Raw genomic sequence first — 20,262 nt, forward strand, 5'->3', positions numbered from 1 at the left:
GCTGTTACACTTCCTGTCTAAATAACCGTTTAAGTTCATCTTCCCATTCGTGATAAGTATTTATTTCTTTTTCTTGTTTTCCGTAAAAACGGACCAGTTCACCTTGACAGCCGCTGCAGCATTCATCCATGGCTGCTATTTCTTCTTCACCGAAATATTTCAGCAGCATATTTCGTTTACAGCCTTCATCCATAATCCACTTTTCAATCATTCTTAAGGATTTTAACTTTTCTCTTTTTCTTTCCTCTATTTTTTTCTTAAGTATTTTTTTCAATAATTCCCTTTTCTCTTCTGGAACACACTTTTCAAAAAGTACTCCTGCATTGTTTAGGTGGTATTCCATAAATCTTTGGCCAGTTTCAGATATACCAGCTAACTGCAAACGCTCAAATAAGGTATGTTCGGCAAGTGCTTCATAATCCGATAAAATGTAATCTATTTGATTATCATCAGGCAGCTCATGTTCAATAAAGTGAAATGGAACCTCTAAATCAGATGGATGATAAAGAAGAATCGCTGCTGACGGCTGCATATCCCGTCCGGCACGTCCAATTTCCTGAACATATCCTTCTACATTTGCTGGTGCATGATAATGAATTACATACCTGATATCAGGCTTATTTATGCCCATTCCAAATGCATTTGTGCATACGATCAGCTGCAGCTGCGAATTAAGGAATTGCTTTTGAACTAGCAGTCTCTCATCCTGTTCCATACCTCCATGATAATAGGATACATCTTGCATCCCCCTTTCATGAAGAACAGAGACAAGCTGTTCAGCACCTTTTCTCGTATTTGTATAAAGAATTCCCGGACCTTGTAAATCATTTATTAAATCAATTGCTCTGTCTTGTTTTTTCTCTATTTGAGAAAAGGACTCAACAAAAATAGAGATATTTGGCCGATTCATACTATGTATATGAACTTTCGCATCTCTCATTTCTAAATAATTCCGAATGTCTTCTTGCACTTTTACTGTAGCTGTTGCTGTTAATGCAAGACATACAGGGTTTCCGAGCTCTTTCTTAATAATTGCTAAATCCAAATAATGCGGGCGAAATTCATGTCCCCATTGTGAAATACAATGTGCTTCATCTACTACAAAGAGCGACCAGTCGATCGATAGTAAAGCAGATCGTACATATTTATTCTGCAAGATCTCAGGGCTTACAAAGACAAACTGGTAATCTTTTAAGTGATGCAAAACCGATCGTTTATCTGAATGATCTAAGAAACTGTTTAACGCCACCGTTCTCTTAAAGCCAGCCTGTTTGAATTGATCAACTTGGTCCTGCATAAGAGATACTAACGGAGAAACGATTAAAGCTCTTCCTTTCAATAAAACGGCTCCCAATTGATAGATCAGTGTTTTCCCCGTCCCAGTAGGAAGCATGCCTAGTACATCATGACCTGAAAGAATATCTTCTACTATTTCTTTTTGTCCCGGTCTGAAATTATTAAATCCGTAATACTGTTTAAGTGCCGTTTCCAACTGCATGTTTCCCACCCTCTTTTGCCAGAACAAGCCGTATTTGCAAATATGTTAAATGCGGAAATGCTTCTTTAATCGGCCTGAGTTTATTTTCTCTTGTTTTATTATAAAAAAGGATAACTCTTTCTTTATCTTCCTCGCTTATGTAAGGATAAATCGAAAATTCGGGGATCTCCCGAGCGATTTCTACGAGGTGATCTTCCATTGTACTCAATTTCAAGTTTCTGATTTTCATAATTTCTTGTATGTCTTTTTCTTTTTGCAGCAGATGATAAGTCTGCAGTGCAGATTTGGTTAAGGCGGGTACAGCAATAAAATCCCTTATAAGTGAACTTAATACAGGATACATCTCTGGCTGCTCTCTCATGGATTTGAAAATTTGATGGAGTACTGAACGAAACCGAAGTACCGTTTCAATTCTTGTTAATCCCCACTCTCTGGCAGACTGTTCAAATGTATTTCCAACACGTTTGTAGCCTGACAATTTTTTAACAAAAATTTCAGCACCCTCGGTATCGCATGTTTGCAACACGATATTTAGTTCTTTGTATAAATGGGATGCAATTTGCATTCTTTGCTGTTCAGATCTAGGAAAAAGGATTTTTACTTTTTCAACAGCTTCCCGGTCTCTTATAACCGGAGAAAAATCAAAGTTATTATAAAGCGAGTTTGACAGGGACTGCACAAATAATGTAATGACCTGCCAGCATTTATGTTCGATCGAAGCGTATTTTAGACCATTTAGCTTTTCTATGAATAAATAGCGGTCCTTGATCTCCCCGAGGAACTCTACTCCTTTTTTAGTTACAAAAAAGACATTGTCTTCTTTAAGCTTAATCAGTTCATCCTTATATAGCTCATCTATGATTGAGTTAAAATCATCTAACGTTAACCCTTTTAACGATGCATAATATTGTTCTATCTCAAACCATTGACTATCTGACAATGACTGTGATGTTTTCTTTCCAGTTAATATGTAGTAAATACCTGAGCATTTTCTGCTGCCATCTACTTTTTGCAGCATGTCCAATATTATGGCATTGCAAATATCCATACGTTATCACCACTCTATTTTCTTACATCTATTTTATCAGATTATAGGGAATTGAGAGTAAAAGTGTTATATTTTGAAGGAAGCTGGGTATAAAAGATAAGATGAGGATACTAATTTTCTATTGAAATGTAGAGGGATACTTATTACAATATGATTAGAAGACCCTTTAATAAAAAATGGTTAAATATGTATGACCGGATTAGTTTTCCAATTCCTTAGGAGGTATTCATTATGCCAAAGTATACGATTGTTGACAAAGAAACTTGTATCGCATGTGGAGCATGCGGAGCTGCAGCACCTGACATTTACGATTATGACGATGAAGGAATTGCATTTGTAACTCTAGACGAGAACCAAGGAATCGTTGAAATTCCAGACGTATTGTTAGAAGATATGCAAGACGCTTTTGAAGGCTGCCCGACTGATTCAATTAAGGTTGCAGATGAGCCTTTTGATGGCGATGCATTAAAATACGAATAGACAATAGTTACGCGCCCTCTTTTAAGAGGGTTTTTTTATTTATTTTATTAAGGATGATTCTCATTGTCAATTAGTTTCTTTATATTATGAAACCGCTATCTTAAAAAACATGGTTGTACCCTTATTCAGAATGTGTTAAATTATCAAAATATTGATGCAACTTATAAAGAATTCGAGGGGTGGAAACGTGACAGCAACCGTATTAGTTTGTGATGGCATTACAAGTGATGGGATCGAACCTTTAGTAAGACTCGAAGGTATAGAACTCATCTTCGGAAAGATTGATGATATCGAAGATCCCGAAATGATTGAGGGAATAATGGTAAGAAGTGCTACTAAAATTACCGAATCTGTTCTAGAAAGATTTTCAGGATTAAAAATTATTGCCCGTGCTGGTGTTGGTGTAGATAACATCGACCTTACCGCAGCGACCAAAAAAGGGGTTCTGGTTGTTAATGCTCCTGAAGGCAATACGATTTCAACTGCTGAACATACATGGGCAATGATGATGTCCCTTGTACGTAATATCCCTCAAGCTAACCAATCTGTTAAGATAGGTGAATGGGATAGAAAAAAATATACCGGCCAGGAACTTTATCAAAAAACTCTTGGAATTATCGGTATGGGCCGCATCGGTTCTGAACTTGCAAAACGTGCTAAAAGTTTTTCCATGAACGTTCTTGTTTTCGATCCTTATTTTTCATTGGAAAAACAAAAAGAATTATCAGTTACTTCTGTTGATCTTGATACACTCATTCAACAAAGTGATATTATTACTGTTCATACCCCGCTTACAAAAGATACTCGCAAACTGTTAAATCACGACAACCTGAAAAACACTAAAAAAGGCGCATATCTCCTCAACTGTGCCCGTGGAGGCATCATTGATGAAGAAGCTCTCTTGCATTATTTGAACACTGGCCACCTATCGGGCTGTGCTCTAGATGTATTTGAACAAGAGCCTCCAATTAACCGTTCATTGATTGAACATCCTAATGTTATCGTCACTCCCCATATAGCCGCTTCAACCATACAGGCTCAAAAAAATGTAGCTTATATGGCAAGCGATGAGATTAAGTCGTTTATATTAAACAAGCCTTTAAAACATGCTGTTAACTTCCCGTCATTATCTAAAGACACTTATGAAAAACTTATCGCATATTATGACTTCTCACATGTACTCGGGTCGTTTACCACACAATTTTTCAAAGAGCCAGTCACCGAAATTTCCATCGGATATGGCGGGTCACTCTCTGAAACAGATACGACATCATTGACCAGAAGCTTTCTTTGCGGGTTCTTAAAAACGAGACTCGGCAGACCTGTCAACGATGTTAACAGTATGGTGGCTGCCAACGAACGCGGAATTGTAGTAGGAGAAAAACGAGGTACAGATGACTACGGATACCCAAACATTATTCATGTTAAAGTAACCGGACAAAATCACACATTCACTTTATCTGCAACTTTGGTTAAAGGGTTTGGCGGACGCATTATACAATTGAATGGGTACACAGTAGATTTTGTTCCACAAGGATCTCTTTTATATATTGAACATCGTGATACACCTGGAATTATAGGAAAAGTAGGTGCCTTTTTAGGGGAACGGAAAATAAATATCGCGACGATGCACGTAGGAAGAAAATCAGCTGGCGGTGAAGCTATGATGGTATTAACATTCGATTCACAGCTGCCTGAAGAGATTCAAAAAGAACTAGTCAACATTGAGGATCTGCTCGTTTGCAAACCTCTCGACCTTTAAACTGCACACTAAAAAACTTGGCTCTGATAAGCCAAGTTTTTTAGTTATCCTAATTCAACTTCTTTTCGTTCACCGTCTTTAAAAGTCATCAGTGTTGTATATCCTGTCTTTTTTGCAAGCTCGATAGAAGCTTCATAGTTTTCCCCTACTTGATGAGGTTCATGGGCATCAGAAGATAAAACGATAGGAATACCCTTTTTATAGCATAGTGAAAGCAGCTCGGGTTCAGGGTATAATCTCCCGACGGGCTTACGTAAACCCGCTGAAGAAATTTCCACACATGTTTTTGAATTTTTCAAAGCGTCTGTTACCCTCTCATACTGCTCCATTAAAAATTCCTCGTCTTTTGGAACATGATTAAAAATTTTCACCAAGTCAATATGTCCTACAATATCAAAAAGATTTGATTGTGCCAGTGTTATGATTTGATCGTAATAGGCTCTATATGTTTCGTACAGATCCCTTCGATCCCATTCTTTTCTGAATTCAGCAAGATCGATTCCAAAATCGTCAACCCAGTGAACAGAGCCAATCACGTAATCAAAGGGATAAGATGAAATGAAGGATTCCATCTCTTCGTGGCGGCATGGGGTATAATCCATTTCAATAGACATTCTTACGTCTAGATCTAACTTTTCTGCTTTCTTAAACAGATTTACATAGTCGTCCATCGCATAATAGCGTCTTTCTTCCATCCAAGGTTTAGAAACAATGTTTTTCGTTTCATAAAAATGATAAGCGTGTTCAGATATCCCAAATTCTTCGATTCCTTTTTGTTTTGCTGTCTCCACAAATTTCGTTAAGTAATCAATCGTTAATGTTCCTTTTTCGAGATGAGCATGGTAATCTGTCAGCATATTGGTCTCCTTTAAAAAAACGTTTAACCATATGTACCACGAATATCTCTTTCAATCAAGCATTTATGCTCCTAGTTTTACTCCGATAAAAAGCACACTGATACAGAGTGTTAAAAATAACACCGCAAAAAAACGATTAAGATAGTCTCTCATTTTGTCCTCCTAAAATTCAAGAATCAACTTTACTATCCTATTCAATTAATCAAATTTTTGAACTCGATTTTTAAAATTAGAGTGTGTTATCTTGGCAGACCGTTTTTTCGCTAGGCTGTTTTAGCAAACTTTGTTGCTCTTGAAAGTGGTTGATTTCCGCTCCAGGATGCTCGCTTTCCGCGGGGCGTGCGGTGAGCCCTGGTGAATGAAAGATCTATGAAGTGCTGCTCCTGCGTCTACAAGAATATCCTGCCGGAGCTAGCTTCCTCGTCGCATGCCTTGCGAGAAGAATACTCAGGTAGCTGGCACGCTGATCCCGCTGGAGTCTCGCACCTTGCACTCCAATCAACTTGCAAATGAAGAGAATGAAAAAATGACCCCAAAAGCAACAATCTTTTAGAGAAGAGCCTTTTCGCTAAGGGTGCCGCAGATTTTCTTAACTAAATAATGAAGTTTAACAGGGGCCAAATAAAAAACCGCCTTAATAGGCGGCTGTTTTGTTAATATTGTTGTTAAGCTGCTTCTCCATAATATATAGGAGAGGTTTGTATAGCACTACAAAGAATACCGCATTTCCAATCGCATGGTTCACATCAAATGGAAGACCTGCCAGATAATAAGGCCAGAATTTTTGTGTAATGACCCCGCCCATTATTACCGACATTATGAAACCGAACAAAAAGCCGCAGAAGCTTGCATATAAGCTCATGACCCACCATGGCATTCTATGACGGTATTTTTCGAGGAGACCGCTTAAAACTGCGATAATCCCCCAAGCGATCATCTGTCCGAATGACCATAGGCCGTGACCTAAAAATAAGTTTGTTGTTAAAGTGCTTAATATAGCTAAAATAAGCCCTTGAACAGGTCCAAGTACAAATGATGCTAATATTAGAATCGTTGTGTTTGGCTGAACGTTTGGAATCATTGCAAAGGCGATGCGTCCTACAGTTAAGATCGCTGCAAGCAAAGCAATGATCGTAATCCTTCTGATCGTCAGTTTATTCATACTTGTGGAAGTCAAATTCAACGGTATCACCAGGTTTCAATGTGATTTCTTTTGCACCTTTCATTGCTTCTTCACCATTAACAGAAAAGAACCATGATGTTTTATCCTGTTCGCTTCCGGCAATCCCTTCAATACTGCTGATAAAAGAATCATCAAACTGAGTTTCGATCTTAAAGTTATCCTTCATAACATCCATGATTGTAGTTTCTTCCGTAATTGCTACTTTCTTTTCTGCAACTTTCTCTTTGCCGTTATCTTTTGTAATCTGGACGGTTACTTGTTCTTTTTTGTTTTCTTCAGTTTTTGGCTGATCAGAAGCCTTCTTTGTCTCAGATGTTCCACACCCAGCCATTAACATCATCAATGCTGCAAATACTAAAATAAGTTTTTTCATCATAAAACCTCTTTCTTGTTGTAATCTTTTTTCTTTTAAGCTGTTTTCTAAAAGATTGTTGTTTTTGAGTCTCGTTTCTCGCTTCATTTGCAAGTTGATTGAAGCGCAAGGTGCGTGCCTACCTCTGAGAAGCTTCTCGCTAGGCATGCGACGAGGAAGCTCACATCGGTAGCATTTACTTGTAGACGCAGGAGCAAGGATACTTCCATGAAGCGGTCAGGTGAGACTCCTAATGACGCATAGCGGCAGGAGGCTCACCGCACGCCCCGTGGAAAGCGAGCATCCTATAGCGGAAATCAACTATTTTAAAAAGCAACAATGGTTGCGAAAACAGCTTTCTTTTAAATCACCAAACAAAAAAATCCCCTTCGACTACGAAGGAGATTGATAATTTGGTATCCAGGCAGAAAACAGCGGCCGTTTAATGGCACTGCTTTAACACCCCCCTATCCTCGTAGGCCATGTCATGTACAAAACAGGCAGGTCTCCTGGCTCTTGATCATCGTCCCCTAACGCCTTCCCGTTTTCACAGTGGCAGATCAATTAGGTTTCTCACAATTACAGTGGCGGGACCGCAACGGAATTTAACCGTTTTCCCTATTATGCTTGTCCGATTAGGACAGCACCTGTTTAAACACTTATGAAATTTTCTTTTTACAATCCAATTATAACCGACTGGAGAAAATTGTGAAATCATTTTTTCGATCTGTTCGCTGTTCCTTATGAAACAAGATTAATCGGGAAAGTATGATAATTTATTTCACAGTTCGAGGTATTACGAATGAGAATGTCGTACCTTCATTATTTTTACTATGAACATTAATTTGGCCGCCATGTGCTTCCACAATGTTTCTGGCGATTGCAAGACCTAGACCAGTACCTCCTGATTTTCCTCTTGTTCTTGCTTTATCGCCTTTATAAAACCGTTCAAAAACAAATGGAAGATCTTCCTCTTTAATTCCTGATCCGTTATCTTTAATGAAAAACTTAACTGCCATTTCACTTGATTCTATAGTCAGACGAACGAATCCCCCATGTGAAGTGTGGCGAATGGCATTATCTATTAAGTTTGTTAAAACTTGCTCAATTCGGTCAGGATCGATCTCCATCTCATTACGGATACCAGAAATTTCGAGCGTTAGCTGAATGTCTCTGTCTTTAGCAGGACCTTGAAACTTCCGTACTATTCGTTCTGCAAATGGCGGAATTGCTAATAGTGTATAGTGGAGCTTCATATGTCCTGCTTCTAATCTGGCAAGATCAAGCAATTCATTAACAAGCCTTCCCATCCTTTTTGATTCATCCAAGATGATACCTGCTAACTCCTTCTTTTCCTCTTCTGATTCTGCAACATCATCTACAATAGCTTCACTGTATCCCTGAAGCATCGCTATTGGTGTTTTAAGCTCATGTGAAACGTTTGCAACGAAATCCTCTCGCAATTTATCCATTCGCCGCTCTTCTGTCATGTCGCGAAGAACCGCCACAGCACCTCGAATTACCGAGTGATCATATAAAGGTGTCATAACGATAACCCATGAACGTCCCTGAATGTCAATTTCAGTCATCTGCTCGCTTTCAAGGGAAACAACTTGCTGAAAAAGCTGAGTAACAGCTATTGGAACAGTTCCTTTCACTTCACTCTTCATGCCTGATTCATAATAAAAAGCTTGTAAAAAGCGGTCAGCCGGAGGATTAGTTACAAGGATTTTCATCTTTCTGTCAAACGTAATAACACCATCTGCCATTGAACTCAAGATACTCGTAAGTTGTTCTTTTTCCTGGTTCAACGCTGTAATATTATTTTTTAGCTGACGTCCCATCCGGTTAAAGGTCATTCCTAGTTCACCGATCTCATCATGTGTTAAGATCGGCACCTTCATATCGAATTCACCTTTTGCAACAGATGTAGCTGCTTCTCTCATTTTTCTTAGAGGAGCTGTAATTCGTGTAGATAAAAAGAAAGCAAATATGATCGTAAGTATAATTGCTATACCTGCCGCTAAAAAGATAAGGTATTTCGTATGGTTTGTAGTTTTTGTTATATTCTCGATCGATTGGTAAACATATACGCCGCCTTTACCGTTTCCTGTTTTATATGGTTCACCGTAAATAATCATTGTATGGGCAGACTCATTGCCTTTCGAGAGAACCGGAAAATCATCGTTGATATAAATCTTTTTTCCTTCATCCACCACTGAAGATAATTGTTCATTATCACTAAAGACAGAAACTGGAATATAAGGCGCGTCACTAAAAGAATTTGGTGTGATAAATGATTCTTGATTTTCGTCAATAATCATAATGGACATTGAATAAGCTTCTGCCATTTCACTTGTGATCCTAATGGCTTCTTCTTTATTTTCATCATTCTCCATAATCAGAACAAGCCTGTCTGCCATTTTTGTTAGTTGTTCTCTTGCCTGATTATCATAAAAATTTTCGAAAAACTGGGTAAGCAATATTGTCAGCACTGTCAGTACAACTAAGACCAGCAACAAAATGGTTACCGAAAGTTTGCCTACAACACTTCTCCAAATCATTCATTTCCCGCCTCAAATTTATATCCTACTCCCCAAACTGTTGCAATCATCGAGGCTGCATCTGGAGAGACTTTGTTTAATTTTTCACGAAGTCTTTTAACATGTGTATCTACTGTTCTTAAATCACCAAAAAATTCATAATTCCATACATCCTTCAATAGCTGCTCACGAGCATAAACTTTATCTGGAGTTTTGGCTAAATAGTACAGCAGTTCATATTCTTTAGGTGTTAAGTTTACTTCTTTACCACCTGCTGTAACACGATGAGCGTCATGATCGATTGTTAGATGCTTGAATACAACCACATTTTTTGCAACGGTTTCCGTTTGAAGGAATTTTGTCGGTGAAGATCTTCTCAAAAGTGCCTTAACACGCAGAATGACTTCTCTTGGACTGAATGGCTTAGCGATATAATCATCTGTACCAGCTTCAAATCCTTGGATCCTGTTTAGCTCTTCACCTTTTGCTGTCAGCATAATTACTGGAGTGGCTTTCTTTTCTCTTAGTTTTTCACACACCTCAATACCGTCCATACCCGGAAGCATCAAATCAAGCAGAATAAGATCAAAATTAATTGATACTGCCATTTGAAGTGCTTCTTCTCCATTTTCTGCTTCATGAACTTCATAGTTTTCTCTTTCAAGATACATCGTTAATAATTTGCGAATTCGTTCTTCATCGTCAACCACTAAAATTTTTGCTTCTGTATTCATTATTTTTCAAGCCTCCACATAAAATCATAGTGAAAAATTTATTCTTATCATATCCTGTTTCTATCATACATGAATTCTTCCTGTTGGAACAAACAGGATACTCTTCATTTTACTCTATAAAAAAGCCCCTCTTGTTAAAGAGAGACTTTTATGAAACTTCTATTATGCATATGAGTGCAATCCTACTAATACTAGATTTACTGCGATAAGGTTGAATGTAATGATCCAGAATCCTAACACGCAAAGCCATGCAGACTTTTCGCCATGCCAGCCTCTTGATAGTCTTAGGTGAAGATAAGCAGCGTAGAACAAGAAAGTAATTAATGCCCAAACTTCTTTAGGATCCCAGCCCCAGAATCTCGACCATGCCTGTTGAGCCCAAATCATTGCAAAAATCAAAGCACCAAGGGTAAAAATCGGAAAGCCGATTGCTACCGCACGATAGCTTATTTCATCAAGAAGTTCAGGATTCATATTCACTTTCGGCTGAAGTGCCGCAGCAATTCTTTTTCTTAAGATTATTCGAAGCAGCCCATACAAGATAGCCCCTGATAAAAGAGACCAAATAAACGTATTTAATTTAATAGATGCATTTGCACCATTCATCCATGATGGAGTGGAAAAAAGAGGACCGAATGATTCATCCAGCTGTTCTCCGTTTGCTGGTCCTGCAATAGCAGGCATCTCGTAAACAATTTTTTCCGGCTGGTTCTGATCGTTCATGATTTCAAAGTTTGCTTCATAACCTGCACCTTTGAAAGCCATGGATATAATTATGAAACCTACTACACTTATTAAGCTGTACAAGATTATCTCAATCCACTTCGTCTTTTTAGAAGAAACAGATTGATCGACAGTACGAATTAAATAAATAAGACCCGAAACAAACGAAATAGCGAGTATTCCTTCACCTAAAGCTGCAGTAGTTACGTGAATTTTAAGCCAGTCGCTTTGCAGTGCTGGAATAAGGGGTGAGATATCTTTCGGAAACATACTTGCATAAGCAATAACAAGCAAGGCAACCGGCATCGCGAAAACACCTAAACCATTCGTACGGTAAATCAAGTATAAAATGATAAAGGCAAGTACCATCATCATCCCAAAGAAAGTTGTGAATTCAAATAAGTTACTTACTGGAGCATGTCCGCTGGCAATCCATCTTGTAATGAAATAGCCAAGCTGCGCTGAAAATCCAACGCAAGCACTAATGAAACCCATTTTACCCCACTTTTTTGTATGTGCTGCTTTTTCATTTTTCTTATCTGAAATAGACATCGCAAAAAACAGGGTAGAAATTAAATATATCATGAATGCGCTATATAATAGCGTACTGCTAATTTCAGCCATCCTAAACCCTCCTGCATGAACTGTACTGCTATTTAGTATTAGATTCCTTATCAACTAAAGCAGTTAAGCTTGTCTTTTCACTAAGGAAATCTAAATCTTTTTTCAAGCCATACCAGTTCTTATTCGTGTGAGCTGCTGCCCACACTCCATCTTGATTTTGTTTGATCCAAATTCTTCTATAGTTCCAATATAATCCTTGCGTAACACCTATCATAAAAATTACTCCGCCAAGAGCAATAATCCAGAGCGTATGGTCTTTTCTAATCGTCAGAGCCGTTAAGTCCTTTGTCTCTATACCTGCAAAGGACATTTTAAATTGATTCTCACCAGCTTCTATGTTCTTTTGAATCCCTACAAAAGCTTTTTCACCATTTGGAGTTTCAGGAGAATACATTGAAAATACAAAAGCAGGGTTATCAGGCAAATTATTTACTGTTGAAGGCTGATTTTGCTCATTAAGAATAAAGTTTGGAAAATACTCCTCAATCTCTACTCTATACCCATTTCCCAAATCATACTTTTTCTCCGGTTCATGAAGATCAACAGTCAGCTTTCCAAATTTTTTGCCAGTTGCCTTCTCCTCTAATTCGAAACTCATTTTACTGAATTCATTCAGCTTAAAATCAGTTTGATAGAGAGCAAATGAATCAAATTTAAAAGGTTCATTTACACGGATTTCACCGTCTTTTACTTTGACTAACTCAGGCTCCTCTCCTATTGTATGATTAGGCTTTGTTTTGTATAGTGTCACATTGCTTTGATAGTTTTTAGCTACTTCACCATCTACTGTACTCAGTGCACTATTAAACTTCTTTTCTTCCTTATCATACATTTCGAGAATAAATTCTTTGTTTTCTAAGTAATATTGTCCTTCTTCACTCTTTGTCCCAGGGATAGACGCTTTCTCGCCTTCTCTGACCCACAAAATATCATCTACATACATGCCGGGAAAGAATCTGAGCATTGCACCTGTTAAGAAGATAATTAGTCCGACATGGTTCACATATGCGCCCCACCTTGAAAAACGTCCTTTTTCAGCAAAGAGATTGCCTTTTTCTTCTCGCACCTTATACCGTAATGATTCGAGCGTATATTTAACGTCTTCTAACTCAACTTCCTTGCTTACAGAGAACAAGCGCTGGTTCTTCATGAATTCATCATGCCTTGTTACTCTTTGTGTTTTTAAGGCTTTATAAAGCGGGATTCCGCGATCAAGGCTCGCAATTATAATAGAAAGTCCTAACATTCCCAGAAGTATGATAAACCACCATGATCCGTAAAGATTATGGAAGCCCAATAAATAATAGATTAATCCAAGGGTTCCGTATTCGCTTTCATAATGAGTCGCGGGATCTACATTTGGCGGGATAAACGTTTCTTGAGGAAAAATTGTCCCGATTGCAGCAGCGACCAGTATGATGATAATCAGCCACACTCCAACTCTTACAGAAGAAAAGAAGTTCCAGGTATGGTCTACAAACGTTTTTTTATACGTTTGCGATCTTCTGGCGCTTCCTTCATAACGCATGCTTGTTAGTACTTCAACGTCGTTATCCAGTGGTTTCCCACAGGCTTGGCAAAGGCTTGTACCGTAAGGATTGGAGTGGCCGCATTCACATGTTATTGATTGCATCTTTTCACCCCGTTACGGCTTGATTTTTTCCATAAAGGAAATAATTTTCTCTTCAGACAGTGATTCACTAGTTCGTCCCACCACTTTCCCATTTTTATCAATAAGAATCGTAGTTGGAATAGGGCCTATACCGTATGCTTTCGTTACTTCTCTTTGTTTATCCATCGGTATTGGAAAGGTCAGACGGTAACGATCTGCAAAGTTTTTTACTGATACATTTGTTTCACTGACATTTACAGCAAGAATTTCTACACCTTGTTTTTTGTAGGTTTCATATTGTCTTTGCATATAGGGCATTTCCCGTTCGCATGGCTTGCACCACGTTCCCCAAAAATTTAAGAAGACACCTTTTCCCCGGTAATCTTCAAGTTCAACCCGGTTGCCATTAAGATCAGTAAGTACAAAATTAGGAGCAGTGTCTCCCTTTTTTATGTAAGTACCATTTTCTTCATAGATACTGTTATAGATTGTATAACCGATCGCTAATACTAAGATGGCAAGCAAAGCAGAGCGAAACCATAATCTTTTTCTCTTCAAAAGTTATCCGCTCCTTTTAGCCGCTTCCATTTTACTATAACTTGAAAAAAAAGCCTATCTACGGCTTTTTTTTGACGTTTGTGTGACAGCCATATTTCTTAGCTGCTTTATTTCATGTGGAGTTAATTCTCTAAACTCACCTGGATTAAGTCCTCTAAGATCAAGAAATCCATATCTTTCGCGCTTCAGCTTCATAACAGGACATCCGATCGCTTCTAGCATTCGCTTGACCTGACGGTTCTTTCCTTCATGTATCGTTAATTCTACGATTGCTGTTCCTTTCTTCTTATCGATAGAAGTAACTTTCACTTTAGCAGGTGCAGTCATACCATCTTCCAGGCGAATCCCTCGTTCAAGCTGTTTAATCTTTTCTCGCGGTGGAATTCCTTTCACTTTAGCAATATACACTTTATCTAACTGGTACCGTGGATGCATCAGCACATTCGCGAATTCTCCGTCATTTGTCATGATAAGTACACCTGTAGTGTCATAATCTAATCTGCCAACCGGAAATACTCGCTGTTCGATGATATCTTTGAAATAATCAGCAACTGTTTTGCGTCCTTTATCATCAGATACTGCTGTTATTACTCCAGAAGGTTTATACATCAAAAAATAAACGGGCTGTTCCCGTTGAATTTGAATTTCGTTCACTTCAATTTTATCTTTTGTACCGACTTTTGTGCCGAGTTCGGTCACAACATTTCCGTTCACTTTCACTTTGCCTTCACGGATTAATTCCTCTGCTTTTCTTCGGGAAGTTATACCGCTCTGAGCAATCACTTTTTGCAATCGTTCCATGATTTCACCTCATGTCTCATCATACCTTCATTATTCGTAATTCTCAACCACGATAAACGTAAAAAGAGCCTTAAAGGCTCTTTTTATTCGTTTTATGAGTAAAAAAGAAGTGATATCGCAGCGATGGATGCTAAAAATCCGATTAAGTCTGCTAATAGACCAACCTTTAAAGCATATTTCATTTTTTTAATTCCCACCGCCCCAAAATACACTGTCAGTACGTAAAATGTCGTATCCGTACTTCCTTGTATGGTTGAAGCCAACCTTCCAATAAAAGAGTCGGGTCCATGAGTTGCGATGAGATCAGAAGTCATACCAAGTGCACCTGTGCCTGAAATCGTTCTCATCAATCCAAGCGGAACAACTTCTGCTGGTATATGAAACAATGAAAATATGGGTCGCATAGCGAGCATAACATAATCTAATGCTCCCGAAGCTCTGAAAACAGATATGGCTACTAACATACCAACTAAGAATGGAATAATATTTATCGCAATGGAAAACCCTTCTTTTCCACCTTCAACAAAAGTTTCATAGGTTGGAACTTTTTTGTAGGTTCCATAGAGCAATATAAAACCAATCAAAAGAGGAATAAACCAAATCGAAAATGATTGGACGAAATTCATCTATTTTCCTCCCTTTTGCAAGGAGCGGTAATAGTAATACCTGTCGATCAGAATAGCTCCAACCGTTGCAACAGCTGTCGCTAAAAGAGTCGGGGCTACGATATCAGTTGGAGATTGAGAGTTATAGCTCATTCTTATAGCTATGATTGTGGTAGGAATCAATGTAATGCTGGACGTATTAATAGCAAGCAATGTGATCATCGAACGGCTAGCCTCGTTCTTTCCGCCATTAAGTATCTTAAGCTGTTCCATTGCTTTTATACCCATTGGTGTGGCTGCGTTTCCCAGTCCTAGCAGATTTGCTGCCATGTTTGATAAAATGTATCCCTGTGCCGGATGATCTTTTGGAATATCAGGAAATAGCCATTTAACAATTGGACGGAAAAGGTATGCAAGGACTTCTAACAATCCGCCTTTTTCTGCTATTTTCATAATCCCAAGCCAAAACACGAGAATACTTATCATAGCAAAACTCAAAGTTACTGCTTCCTTTGCACTTGTGAAAATTGCTGCATTTACTTTATCCATGTTGCCATTAAAAGCTGCAACAGCAAATCCAATCACCATCATACCGACCCAAATGTAATTCACCATGAGCCATTATGCTCCCTTGCTGCAAAGAATAGCTGATTCAGCATGTCTTTAAATGTTGTCCAAATGCCATCTTTATGAGGTTTTATTAATGCTTTTCCATCATAATAAAGGGGTAAATCTGCTATTCTTAAACCATTTAAATCTATAAAATACCTTCCTACGGGCTTAGGAATATCTTCTTCTTCCCATTCACCAGACTTGGGCAATTTATATAAATGAATGGAAGAAGAGATCTGCTTAATCTCTTCTTTCATTAACGGATAAGAAAAAGTACGGTTTGCTTCAACTTTTCCTTTATATCCTCTATCTTTAATACTTGATACTTTACCTTCTTTAATAAGCTCGGTCATTTGAAAAGAGTGAAATCCCCACTCGAACATATTTCTATGATCTTCCCAGTCATCAGGATCATTTAGTGTAACTGCGATAAGCTCCATTCCGTCTTTTTCGGCTGTTGAAACCAGTGTCCTTTTTGCGCGTTTTGTATAGCCTGTTTTCCCGCCAGTGGAATTTTCATATAGCTTCAGCATTTTATTTTTGTTTCTCCACACTCTGTCCCACTTTTCACCGGTTTGCTCAGAACGGTATACCTTCGTTGATGATATATCTTTAAACATATCGTTGTTCATAGCATATTTAGTCAAAAGTGCCATATCATAGGCAGTTGAATAATGGTCTTCATGTGTATCGAGTCCATGAGGATTTCTAAAGCGTGTATGTTTCATCCCTATTTCTTCTGCCTTTTGATTCATAAGATATGCAAATCCATCTAAGCTTCCGCCTACATGTTCTGCAATTGCAACAGCAGAATCATTTCCTGATCTCAGCATCAATCCATAAACCAGGTCTGTTAATGGGATTTTCTCACCAGGTTTTAAATAAAGAGAAGATCCTTCTGTTCTCGCAGCATGATCGGTTATGGTTACAGTATCCTGCATCTTTCCTGATTCAATGGCAAGGATAGCAGTCATGATTTTTGTTATACTTGCAATTCTCATGGGACGATGTTCATTCCGGCCATATAAAACTCTCCCTGAGGATTGTTCCATCAATACAGCTGCTTTTGCTGATACACCAGGTTCAGCTTTTGCTTCTTGCGGGAAAACTGCAAGTATAAGCGAGCATATTACAATGTAAATATGAGGTGAAATGATTTGTTTCATTCAAAATCCCGCCCTTTAGGTGTTTTGTAAAAGTTTATGCAAACAAGGACAGGTTATGAATGGGATTTACTTCCGCTCTTTTATTGACTAGGAAAGAAACGATGTTTTTCACCATGACTATTTTCATAATCAGTAAGTTCCATTAATGCTTTTTCTTCTGCTGTAATTCTTACACGGAGCATCAAGATATTTAATATTGTAAAAATCAAAGCGGTAACATTAGCGCCGAAAATCAATGGGATCACTAAAAGCTCCATTGATACGACTAAGTAATTAGGATGTCTTATAAAACGATATGGTCCTTTAGCCACAACTTCAGCACCTGGAAGAAGAATGATTTTTGTATTCCAGAATACTCCTAAAGAGGTGATCGCCCAAACCCGAATTACTTGTGCAATTAAAAACAATACAAACGGAATCATCCACCATGTAGGAGAAATTGCATTAAAGAACATTACTTCAGTAAATAAAAAGAGAAAAAATGAGGCATGCATAGCTACCATCCATTTATAATGGCTGCTCCCGACCTCAACTGCCCCCTTTGATCGGAGAGTTTTTTCATTCTTTTTGGCGATTTTCACTTCTGCAAGTCTCTGGATTATTAACAAAGTCCAGAAAATGAGAAACCAAGTCACGTTACTTCCTCCATTCAACTAACAAAAGCTCTGAAGAGAAACCAGGGCCAAGTGCTGCCATAATTCCTAAATCACCTTCGTTTTGTTTTATCTCCATAAATTGCTTCAAAACATAAAATACAGTAGCAGAAGACATGTTGCCGTTTGACATAAGTACATCTCGTGAAATATCAGTTTTGGAAAGAGGCAGGCCAAGAGCATCAACATATGCCTGAAGTACTTTTTTTCCGCCGGGATGAGCAATGAAGTTTTTAATCTGTTCTCCCGTTAAATGATTTTGGTTTAGAAACTCATCAACGTTGGGTTTTAGCCAAGTTCGTATTACATTAGGAATATCGCGTGAAAAAACAACATATAGACCTGTATCTTTTACCTCCCATCCCATTACATCTTCAGAATGAGGCTTTAAAGTAGACATGGTATCTACTATATAAGGCTTTAATTCTGCGGATGTATGTGCATCTGATTCGTCTCCGCATATAAGTGCACATGCAACACCATCTGCAAATAAGGAGGTACCTACAAGATTGCTTTTAGAAAAATCCTCATGCTGAAAAGTCAAGCTGCATAGTTCTACACTCAATACGATCACGTTTGACTTCGGATATGCTTTACAATAATCAAAAGCTCTCGAAAAGCCGGATGCACCACCTGCACATCCTAAGCCCCAGATAGGTATTCGTTTCGTATGAGAGGAAAAAGGAAGCATATTCATAATTCTTGCTTCAATACTCGGTGTAGATATCCCAGAACTGGAAATAAAAAATATTGCGTCAATATTTTCATACGGGATTATTGGACTGTCTGCGGGCCCTATGCATTTTTGTATGCATTCTGCTCCGAGATTCGTAGCAAAGTCTATGTATAAATCATTTTTTTCCTGAAAACTTCTCTTTTCTTTAAACCATTCAATCGGCATTACAAAATATCTTGATGAAATCTCACCATTTTGAAAAACTTTTAATAAACGTTCGATATCTGAAAATGCATCCTGAAATAAGTTCCTTGCAAATTCCATCGTTTCTTTTTGCGATAGTTTGTGCGGAGGATTAACGGTTTCGACTGCTGCTATTCTGGGCAAAAGATCTCTCTCCTTCGACTCGTTATACTTATTTTTAATTTACCCTTAACCCCCTATTTAAAACAGAACGGACTTCATAAAGGCTGTTTTCGTATACATTGTTGCCATTTAAAGTAGTTGATTTCCGCTCCAGGATGCTCGCTTTCCGCGGGGCGTGCGGTGAGCCCCAGTGGAAGATATATAAAGTGCGGCTCCTGCGTCTACAATAAAACCCTGCGGAACTAGTTTCCTCGTCGATGCCTTGCGAGAAGAATACTCATGTTAGCTGGCACGCTGATCCCGCAGGAGTCTCGCACCTCCACTCCAATCAACTAGTCGTAGATGCATACTTTAAAAAAAGGTTCAAAAGCAACAATCTTTTAGAAATTAGCCTACAAAAAAAGCAGCCTATGACTATTTGGCTGCTTTTAAAAATATTTATTCAAATGGCTTTAAAAAATTCGTAAATCTTCTTTCATCCGGATCCATAAAAAGACTCTTAAAATCTTCATATTCGTTAATGTAAACTCGTTTTCTTTTCAAATATGAATCATTTTTGCTGAGTGCTGCTAATGCTGCTAATTCACGTAGTTTATATTTTTGAAGATGCTGCTTCCAGAAATCATGCTGAGTTAATTCATCTTCAAGTTTTTCTTCAAAGTAACGTACATAGAGAAGATGAAAAGTATGTTTTTCACCATTTAATTCGTAGGATGCTTCTGAACGGTTAAAGAAATCCTCTGATGTATTCGGTTTTTCTTTTTCTAATTCTCTACCATCAATATGATGAATCAGCAAATCAGCTTCCCCCTTAGTTATCTTCAAAAGATATAGATTCCTGAAACTTCGAAAAGAATAGGTCTGCTTCCTGTTCCACGCTCTCCTCCTGGATGTTCTCCGGGAGCGGAGGCAGTTCTTTAATCGACTGAAGGCCGAAATGATCTAAAAATGCTTTGGTCGTGCCGTACAAGATAGCTCTCCCAGTTCCTTCTGCTCTTCCGACCTCTTTTACAAGGCCTTTTGCAGATAAAGTCTGAAGTGGTTTTTCTGTCTTCACGCCTCTGACCTCTTCGATTTCAGACCTTGTAATCGGCTGTTTATAAGCAATAATCGCCAAAGTTTCAAGAGCCGCTTGTGAAAGAGTGGAGTGACCAGGAGTTTCAACAAGCCGCTCGTAATAAACTGCATGATCTGGTTTCGTTACGAACTGAAGTGATCCCGCATATTCAACAATCGTCATCCCTCTGTCAGGTGAAAGGTAGCTTTTTTTCAGCTCATCAATAATCTCATTTATTTCCCCGCTGTCTTTTTCAAGCACTTGTGCAATTTGTTTTCTGTCTATGCCTTCATCCCCGCTGACAAAGAGCAAACCTTCAATAACCGCTTTTATTTCATCTCGTTCCAAATCC

20 protein-coding genes and 1 riboswitch are annotated in these 20,262 nt (G+C 38.3%); of the genes, 2 read left to right on the forward strand and 18 right to left on the reverse strand.

Features of this window, described 5'->3' with window-relative positions; all coding sequences use genetic code 11:
- Positions 1-4: 4 nt before the first annotated feature.
- Together ABE41_RS12010 and ABE41_RS12015 are read right to left on the reverse strand one after the other, a co-directional pair.
- On the reverse strand, positions 5-1,498 hold the full coding sequence (locus ABE41_RS12010) for a RecQ family ATP-dependent DNA helicase (protein ID WP_066290555.1): 1,494 nt from the start codon (positions 1,496-1,498) through the stop codon (positions 5-7).
- Positions 1,476-2,546 carry a YpbB family protein gene (locus tag ABE41_RS12015; RefSeq protein WP_066290557.1) on the reverse strand — a complete coding sequence of 357 codons (1,071 nt, stop codon included), beginning with the start codon at positions 2,544-2,546 and terminating at the stop codon, positions 1,476-1,478. The genes ABE41_RS12010 and ABE41_RS12015 overlap by 23 nt, the downstream gene beginning before the upstream one ends.
- A gap of 231 nt (positions 2,547-2,777) precedes the next feature.
- Here ABE41_RS12015 and ABE41_RS12020 point away from each other — a divergent pair, with 231 nt between their 5' ends.
- A complete protein-coding gene (locus tag ABE41_RS12020) occupies positions 2,778-3,026 on the forward strand; it encodes a ferredoxin (RefSeq protein WP_066290559.1) in 249 nt (82 codons plus the stop codon).
- Between the two features lie 187 nt (positions 3,027-3,213).
- Positions 3,214-4,788: a phosphoglycerate dehydrogenase gene (gene serA, locus ABE41_RS12025; protein ID WP_253805329.1), complete on the forward strand. Its 1,575-nt coding sequence runs from the start codon at positions 3,214-3,216 to the stop codon at positions 4,786-4,788.
- A gap of 44 nt (positions 4,789-4,832) precedes the next feature.
- Here the strand turns inward: serA and ABE41_RS12030 are convergent, their stop codons facing one another.
- From ABE41_RS12030 to scpB, 16 genes are all read right to left on the reverse strand, one after another.
- Positions 4,833-5,645 carry a histidinol-phosphatase gene (locus tag ABE41_RS12030; RefSeq protein ID WP_066290564.1) on the reverse strand — a complete coding sequence of 271 codons (813 nt, stop codon included), beginning with the start codon at positions 5,643-5,645 and terminating at the stop codon, positions 4,833-4,835.
- A gap of 634 nt (positions 5,646-6,279) precedes the next feature.
- Positions 6,280-6,828 carry an ECF transporter S component gene (locus ABE41_RS12035; protein WP_253805331.1) on the reverse strand — a complete coding sequence of 183 codons (549 nt, stop codon included), beginning with the start codon at positions 6,826-6,828 and terminating at the stop codon, positions 6,280-6,282.
- Positions 6,800-7,204 carry a DUF4430 domain-containing protein gene (locus ABE41_RS12040; protein WP_077363956.1) on the reverse strand — a complete coding sequence of 135 codons (405 nt, stop codon included), beginning with the start codon at positions 7,202-7,204 and terminating at the stop codon, positions 6,800-6,802. Before ABE41_RS12040 ends, ABE41_RS12035 begins: the two co-directional genes overlap by 29 nt.
- A gap of 458 nt (positions 7,205-7,662) precedes the next feature.
- A riboswitch (cobalamin riboswitch) is annotated at positions 7,663-7,846 on the reverse strand.
- Between the two features lie 110 nt (positions 7,847-7,956).
- The gene (locus tag ABE41_RS12045; RefSeq protein WP_066290569.1) at positions 7,957-9,744 is read right to left on the reverse strand and encodes an ATP-binding protein; all 1,788 of its coding nucleotides are present in this window, start codon (positions 9,742-9,744) and stop codon (positions 7,957-7,959) included.
- Entirely contained in the window at positions 9,741-10,457 is a 717-nt protein-coding gene (locus tag ABE41_RS12050; protein WP_066290571.1) for a response regulator transcription factor, read from the reverse strand. The genes ABE41_RS12045 and ABE41_RS12050 overlap by 4 nt, the downstream gene beginning before the upstream one ends.
- Before the next feature lie 162 nt (positions 10,458-10,619).
- Positions 10,620-11,804, reverse strand: coding sequence for a c-type cytochrome biogenesis protein CcsB (gene ccsB, locus ABE41_RS12055; protein ID WP_066290579.1), 1,185 nt, complete (start codon positions 11,802-11,804; stop codon positions 10,620-10,622).
- A gap of 28 nt (positions 11,805-11,832) precedes the next feature.
- Entirely contained in the window at positions 11,833-13,437 is a 1,605-nt protein-coding gene (resB, locus tag ABE41_RS12060; RefSeq protein ID WP_066290580.1) for a cytochrome c biogenesis protein ResB, read from the reverse strand.
- A 12-nt stretch (positions 13,438-13,449) separates the two neighbouring features.
- A complete protein-coding gene (resA, locus tag ABE41_RS12065) occupies positions 13,450-13,974 on the reverse strand; it encodes a thiol-disulfide oxidoreductase ResA (protein ID WP_066290581.1) in 525 nt (174 codons plus the stop codon).
- Positions 13,975-14,028: 54 nt separating this feature from the next.
- Positions 14,029-14,775, reverse strand: a complete 747-nt coding sequence (locus ABE41_RS12070) for a pseudouridine synthase (protein WP_066290582.1) — start codon at positions 14,773-14,775, stop codon at positions 14,029-14,031.
- Between the two features lie 92 nt (positions 14,776-14,867).
- Positions 14,868-15,401 carry a spore maturation protein gene (locus tag ABE41_RS12075; protein ID WP_066290584.1) on the reverse strand — a complete coding sequence of 178 codons (534 nt, stop codon included), beginning with the start codon at positions 15,399-15,401 and terminating at the stop codon, positions 14,868-14,870.
- The gene (locus ABE41_RS12080) at positions 15,402-15,995 is read right to left on the reverse strand and encodes a nucleoside recognition domain-containing protein (protein WP_066290586.1); all 594 of its coding nucleotides are present in this window, start codon (positions 15,993-15,995) and stop codon (positions 15,402-15,404) included.
- Entirely contained in the window at positions 15,989-17,158 is a 1,170-nt protein-coding gene (locus ABE41_RS12085; protein WP_066290588.1) for a D-alanyl-D-alanine carboxypeptidase family protein, read from the reverse strand. The genes ABE41_RS12080 and ABE41_RS12085 overlap by 7 nt, the downstream gene beginning before the upstream one ends.
- A gap of 80 nt (positions 17,159-17,238) precedes the next feature.
- Positions 17,239-17,793 (reverse strand): isoprenylcysteine carboxyl methyltransferase family protein, encoded by a 555-nt coding sequence (locus tag ABE41_RS12090; RefSeq protein ID WP_066290590.1) that lies wholly within the window; start codon positions 17,791-17,793, stop codon positions 17,239-17,241.
- 1 nt (position 17,794) lies between these two features.
- A complete protein-coding gene (locus tag ABE41_RS12095) occupies positions 17,795-18,874 on the reverse strand; it encodes a type III polyketide synthase (protein ID WP_066290593.1) in 1,080 nt (359 codons plus the stop codon).
- A gap of 417 nt (positions 18,875-19,291) precedes the next feature.
- On the reverse strand, positions 19,292-19,651 hold the full coding sequence (locus tag ABE41_RS12100; protein ID WP_066290596.1) for a hypothetical protein: 360 nt from the start codon (positions 19,649-19,651) through the stop codon (positions 19,292-19,294).
- 13 nt (positions 19,652-19,664) lie between these two features.
- A complete protein-coding gene (gene scpB, locus ABE41_RS12105; RefSeq protein WP_066290602.1) occupies positions 19,665-20,258 on the reverse strand; it encodes an SMC-Scp complex subunit ScpB in 594 nt (197 codons plus the stop codon).
- Between the last annotated feature and the right edge of the window lie 4 nt (positions 20,259-20,262).

The organism is Fictibacillus arsenicus (genome assembly GCF_001642935.1).
Taxonomy (GTDB): Bacteria; Bacillota; Bacilli; order Bacillales; family Fictibacillaceae; genus Fictibacillus; species Fictibacillus arsenicus_B.